A 5,334-nucleotide genomic window follows, 5' to 3' on the forward strand; every position below is an offset into this window, starting at 1 on the left:
GTTCAGCATCGAATGATCTGAATGGCCTGACCGGCGCGCTTCTATAAGTAGCGCGCCGGCTTTCAGCAATGCCTGCCGCGATATGAAAACACCATGAATTTCGATCTCTACGGATTCGGCCCGGCGCTTGCCGCTGGCGCGCTGATGACCGTCAAACTGGCGCTCACGGCCCTGTGCCTGGGGCTGGTGCTCGGCCTTGCCGGCGCCTTGGCCAAGACTTCACCGTACAAGCCGTTGCAATGGCTGGGCGGTGCTTACTCGACCATCGTTCGTGGCATTCCCGAGCTGTTGTGGGTGCTGCTGATTTACTTCGGCACCGTCAACCTGATGCGTGCCCTGGGCGAGTTTTTCGGTAACCCCGACCTTTCTCTCAGTGCCTTTGCCGCCGGGGTTATCGCCCTGGGCCTGTGCTTTGGCGCCTACGCCACGGAAGTGTTCCGTGGCGCGATTCTCGCCATTCCCAAAGGCCACCGCGAAGCCGGTGTGGCGCTGGGCCTGTCGAAGGTGCGGATTTTCACCCGCTTGATCATGCCGCAGATGTGGCGCATCGCTCTGCCGGGCCTGGGCAACCTGTTCATGATCCTGATGAAAGACACCGCGCTGGTGTCGGTGATCGGCCTTGAAGAAATCATGCGTCACGCACAAATCGGCGTGACCGTGACCAAGCAGCCGTTCACCTTCTTTATGGTGGCAGCCTTCATGTACCTGGGCCTCACCGTGCTGGCCATGACGGGCATGTACTTCCTGGAAAAACGCGCCGCCCGCGGCTTTGCAAGGAGCACCCAATGAGCGGTGACTACAGCTGGCTGTCGCACTTCGACCTGGGCCTGAACTGGGCCGTCATCATCAAGTGGCTGCCCAAACTGGCCCAAGGCGCAACCCTGACCCTGGAACTGGTGGCCATCGCCGTGATCGCCGGCCTGCTGCTGGCGATTCCGCTGGGTATCGCGCGTTCCTCGCGCCGCTGGTACGTGAGCGCCCTGCCCTACGCCTATATTTTCTTCTTCCGTGGCACGCCGCTGCTGGTGCAGTTGTTCCTGGTTTATTACGGCCTGGCACAGTTCGATGCCGTGCGTGAGAGCTTTATGTGGCCGTACCTGCGCGATCCGTTCTGGTGCGCCACGGCCACCATGACCTTGCACACCGCCGCCTATATCGCCGAGATCCTGCGCGGCGCTATCCAGGCCATCCCGCCGGGTGAGATCGAAGCGGCGCGCGCCCTGGGCATGTCCAAACCCAAGACGCTGTTCTACATCATCCTGCCGCGTGCCTCGCGCATTGGCCTGCCGGCGTACAGCAACGAAGTGATCCTGATGCTCAAGGCCAGCGCCCTGGCCAGCACCGTCACCCTGCTGGAACTGACCGGCATGGCGCGCACCATCATCGCCCGCACCTACCTGCCGGTGGAGATCTTCTTCGCCGCCGGGCTGTTCTACCTGCTGATGGCCTACATCCTGGTGCGGGGCTTCAAACTGCTCGAACGCTGGCTGCGCGTCGATGCTTGCCAGGGACGTTGAGGCTCGCTTTGCGGCGCTGGATGCGTTTCTAATCGAGCACCAAGGGCTGTGGCGACCACGGCCCTTTACGCACTTGCACTTACCCTGGGAACACCAGCACCCCGAGCTGGCCCAATGGCTGCGCCAGCGCTCGCTGGCCGATGCCGAAGCCAGTCACAACCACCCCTATGACCTGCCGGCGCCTGCGCCATTTCCACAGCTGGCTTTTCAGGCAGCGCAGCTCAGCGCTGTGGATAAGTTACCCGCACACACGCTGGAGCCTGCCCGCCATCGCCTGAACGTGGATGTGCCAGGGCGTAAATGGCAGCAAATTGAAGCGTTCGGCGCCGCGCTGAAGTTTGCCGCAACCCCCAAGCATTGGCTGGACTGGTGCGCCGGTAAAGGCCACCTCGGCCGGCGCTTGCTGCAACCTGGCCAACAGCTGACCTGCCTCGAGTACGACCCGGCACTGATCGCCTCGGGCCAGGCCTTGAGCGACCATCACGGTCTGGCTGTCACCCATCGCCTGCAAGACGTGATGGCCGATGTGGGGATCAGTGCCGAGCACACGCCCGTCGCCTTACACGCCTGCGGCGATCTGCATGTGCGGCTGTTGCACGTGGCCAGCGCGACGGGCTGCAAGCAGCTCGCGCTGGCACCTTGCTGCTATAACCGCATCGGCGCCGAGCGCTATCAGGCCTTGTCGACCGCCGGGCGCGCCTCGTTACTACAGCTTTCGGTCGATGACCTGGGGTTACCGCTGAGCGAAACCGTCACCGCCGGTAATCGCGTTCGCCAGCAACGGGACACGTCCATGGCCCGGCGCCTGGGTTTCGATCAGTTGCAACGCCAGCTGCGTGGCTGCGATGATTACCTGCCCACGCCTTCCCTGCCTGCCAGTTGGCTGGACAAACCCTTCGCTGACTACTGCCGGGAACTGGCGCGTCTCAAGGATTTATCCACAGGTGAACAGGATTGGGTGGCGCTGGAGGCACACGGCTGGCGGCGCTTGGCCGAGGTGCGCAACCTGGAGTTGGTCAGAGGATTGTTTCGGCGGCCGCTGGAACTGTGGCTGGTCTTGGATCGCGCGCTGTTCTTGAAAGACCAGGGCTACAAGGTTGAGATAGGCACCTTCTGCGAACCTACGCTAACGCCGCGCAACTTGATGGTGCTGGCAGAGCGCGATTAAAGGGCGAAACTTCCTACACGCGCCCTGTGGATAACTCTGTTGATGAATTCTTTACAGAGGCCGTAGCCATCAGCGCTACAGACCAAAACCCACCCTGGTCATTTTTTGTTCACAAAATAAAACGCACACAAAACAGGCAGTTGCAGCGTGTTGAGAACGGCTCCACAAAATGGCTGTTTCGTGACAGGCCCGACCAACCGATTGTGCATAAGCATCTGGCGCTAACTGCATAAAGCGCGATTTATGCGGTTCTTTTCGGTGCTTTCAGCACGCGACAAATCTCGTTGATATCGTCGCCAGCCAGCCGCTTTGTGGCGTTATCCAACGGGTCGGCCGCAAACGCCAACGCTTCGTTGATCGCCATATCGCGGTGCATCTCCAGCGGCGCTTTGCCCAGCCGCTGTTTGAACGCCTCCAGCATGTCCAGGCTAAAGGCGTTGCTCTCATCCACTTGGTTGACCACCACATGCACCACTGGTGGGCGTTCACCCTCAAGGTGCGGCGCGAGCAATCCATCCAAATGATCAAGGGTACCCAGGCAGGCGGCGTCGGCCTGGGTGATAACCAGCACCACATCGGCCACGCTCAGCGCTTGATGGGAGTAAACGTTATTGCCGGCGGGCGTATCGATGATCACCGTCTGCCGCTCGCTCAAGCCCAGGGCCGCCAGGCGCTGCGCCAACCAGCTGGGTTCATGTTTGAGCCAGCGCTCGAGGCTTTCCTGCTGCTCAATGTCGATATCGCCAAAGGTTATGACCTGGCAACCGGCAAAGCCAAGCTGCTGCAGTGGGCTCCACTGCCCATGCTCCAGGCTGGTACGGCCGATACCCGGCAATGTCGCACTGAAGCCAAAGTGATGGTGCAAGGCATTCTGTGGGTCCAGGTCCAGCGCCACCACCGATTCGCCATGGCGCTGCAAACCGCTGCTCAACGCTGTGGCTAGGGTGCTGCGGCCGACACCGCCATTGATCGACACCAACGCCACCACTTTGGGGCGCAGCGCTGCTGAATGAGTCGATTGGGAATGGGTGTTTTCGTTTGCGGGCACACTGCCAAAAACGTGCATGCGTGCATTGATGCCGTCGGCATCATGGCTGACGTTCTTACCGAACAACGTCAACAGCTCTTCGCTAAGGCTCATGGGCAGCTCCTCACGACGCAGCTAAAGACGTGAAGGTCGGCAAGCAGGCACTTACCGCAGGTCTTATTATGGGCGTCTTAGTGAGGCATTCTGTGTCACACGCAGGTAAGTGTCATTATTTTGGTGTTTTAGCTGATGATTTTTTAGACAAGCGGTAAATGGTCAATTTAATGGCTATTTCCAGGCTGATGCATCCGAAAGCTCAACGCCCGGCATAACGCAGTTACATCCTGGCAGCCGCCGCTATTCAACGCTGGGTCAAACGGGTCGCGCCCATAGGCCTGCGCCGCCCCGCAAGGTACGGCGCGAGCACCTCGTCCATCTTGGCCAAACGGCGAAACGAAGCGGCCAGGCGCTTGGCGAGAAATGCCTGGTCCTGGCCGAGCCAGCGATTAAGGCTTTGCTGCTGCACAGCATCGGTTTCACCAAAGGTCGCCAGCCGGCAAACCCGCGCCTGGGCAACGCCTGCCAGGTTTGAAGATGAGCGGCATTACGCCATTTTTATGGCTGTTCTTTTGCCAGGAGATATACATCTATAAAACAACGCACGACGCGATCACTGTGTGTTTTTCAACCAATACAAGCTCGCCGTTCGTATCAACAAGTACATAGATCCCCACGCCATACACAACGAAACAAAACCTGCCCTGCGCGACACAGCCCGGATACCTCCCAGGCATTCAATGGCCTCACCCCACCATTGCACCTCAGAGGCCATCACCATGAACACCAACAACTGGAAAACCCTAATCGCCGCCAGCCTGCTTGGCTTGACCTTCACCGCCCACGCCGAGGCAAGTCATAAGCCGGATATTCAACGGGTGCTGTCGACCACCGAAGACACCCGCTCGGGATGCGGCGTGGTGAACGCGCGCATGACCTACCTGGACTCTAAAGGCGAGACGCAGGTGTTGGCGTACATGAAATTTACCGACCAGTGTGGCGACGGCAATTGAGTCGGATTTGAGGCTCCCGAGGGTGAGAAAAAGCAGCGAGCGTAAAAAAACCTTGGTTTCTGCAAAAATAGTCAGAATTCAGGGGTTTACAGAAGCTTGGCAATCGCTATAATCGTCGCCCTAACACGCCGGTATAGCTCAGTTGGTAGAGCAACTGACTTGTAATCAGTAGGTCCCGGGTTCGACTCCTGGTGCCGGCACCATATCTCGAAGCCCCGCAATGCGGGGCTTTGTGGTTTCTGAGGTTTGGGAAACCGCAAAAAGTCAGATCACTGTTTTGGCCGAAATGCCCAAAAAGTGTCCACACTTAACATCTCGGGCTGCTTGCCTCAGTCCAAATCTCGATTTCTATGACGCCTTGCTCAGCTCAACATCAGTCCCGGGAGACGTATTCTCCAACCCACCGGACCACCAAAAGCCACCCTCACCCCGCCTCCCAGGTTTTATTCATAATTATGGCTAGCCAATAATTATGCCGCCCTCATAAAACCAATAATTTCACCAGCCACCTATTCGAACCGCCTCAACTGACCGAAAAAACAACCCATCAAT

Annotated in this window: 6 protein-coding genes and 1 tRNA gene; 5 read left to right on the forward strand and 2 right to left on the reverse strand. The window is 58.8% G+C overall.

What is annotated here, in order from left to right; translation table 11 throughout:
* Positions 1–93: 93 nt before the first annotated feature.
* Genes FEM54_RS23535 through FEM54_RS23545 form a run of 3 tightly spaced genes read left to right on the forward strand, consistent with a single transcriptional unit; the run spans position 94 to position 2,685 of the window.
* Complete coding sequence (locus FEM54_RS23535) at positions 94–789, forward strand: ABC transporter permease (RefSeq protein WP_017138658.1); 696 nt, start codon at positions 94–96, stop codon at positions 787–789.
* Between the two features lie 38 nt (positions 790–827).
* The gene (locus FEM54_RS23540) at positions 828–1,517 is read left to right on the forward strand and encodes an ABC transporter permease (protein WP_026013808.1); all 690 of its coding nucleotides are present in this window, start codon (positions 828–830) and stop codon (positions 1,515–1,517) included.
* Complete coding sequence (locus tag FEM54_RS23545; protein ID WP_138453342.1) at positions 1,498–2,685, forward strand: methyltransferase; 1,188 nt, start codon at positions 1,498–1,500, stop codon at positions 2,683–2,685. Before FEM54_RS23540 ends, FEM54_RS23545 begins: the two co-directional genes overlap by 20 nt.
* Before the next feature lie 241 nt (positions 2,686–2,926).
* On the opposite strand, the gene bcsQ is transcribed toward FEM54_RS23545, so the two are convergent.
* Together bcsQ and FEM54_RS34740 are read right to left on the reverse strand one after the other, a co-directional pair.
* Entirely contained in the window at positions 2,927–3,826 is a 900-nt protein-coding gene (bcsQ, locus tag FEM54_RS23550; RefSeq protein WP_017138661.1) for a cellulose biosynthesis protein BcsQ, read from the reverse strand.
* A gap of 247 nt (positions 3,827–4,073) precedes the next feature.
* On the reverse strand, positions 4,074–4,238 hold the full coding sequence (locus FEM54_RS34740) for a hypothetical protein (RefSeq protein WP_240792791.1): 165 nt from the start codon (positions 4,236–4,238) through the stop codon (positions 4,074–4,076).
* 310 nt (positions 4,239–4,548) lie between these two features.
* On the opposite strand from FEM54_RS34740, the gene FEM54_RS23560 reads away from it, so the two are divergent.
* Positions 4,549–4,782 carry a DUF2790 domain-containing protein gene (locus FEM54_RS23560; RefSeq protein WP_099549510.1) on the forward strand — a complete coding sequence of 78 codons (234 nt, stop codon included), beginning with the start codon at positions 4,549–4,551 and terminating at the stop codon, positions 4,780–4,782.
* Between the two features lie 127 nt (positions 4,783–4,909).
* Positions 4,910–4,985: transfer RNA gene (locus FEM54_RS23565), tRNA-Thr, on the forward strand.
* The last annotated feature ends 349 nt before the right edge of the window (positions 4,986–5,334 follow it).

This window comes from Pseudomonas edaphica (genome assembly GCF_005863185.1).
Taxonomy (GTDB): domain Bacteria; phylum Pseudomonadota; class Gammaproteobacteria; order Pseudomonadales; family Pseudomonadaceae; genus Aquipseudomonas; species Aquipseudomonas edaphica.

Bases quoted from the DNA above. Each gene is read 5' to 3' on its own strand.
- FEM54_RS23535 (WP_017138658.1), top strand. From the start codon at position 94: ATGAATTTCGATCTCTACGGATTCGGCCCGGCGCTTGCCGCTGGCGCG.
- FEM54_RS23545 (WP_138453342.1), top strand. From the start codon at position 1,498: ATGCTTGCCAGGGACGTTGAGGCTCGCTTTGCGGCGCTGGATGCGTTT.
- bcsQ (WP_017138661.1), bottom strand. From the start codon at position 3,826: ATGAGCCTTAGCGAAGAGCTGTTGACGTTGTTCGGTAAGAACGTCAGC.
- FEM54_RS23560 (WP_099549510.1), top strand. From the start codon at position 4,549: ATGAACACCAACAACTGGAAAACCCTAATCGCCGCCAGCCTGCTTGGC.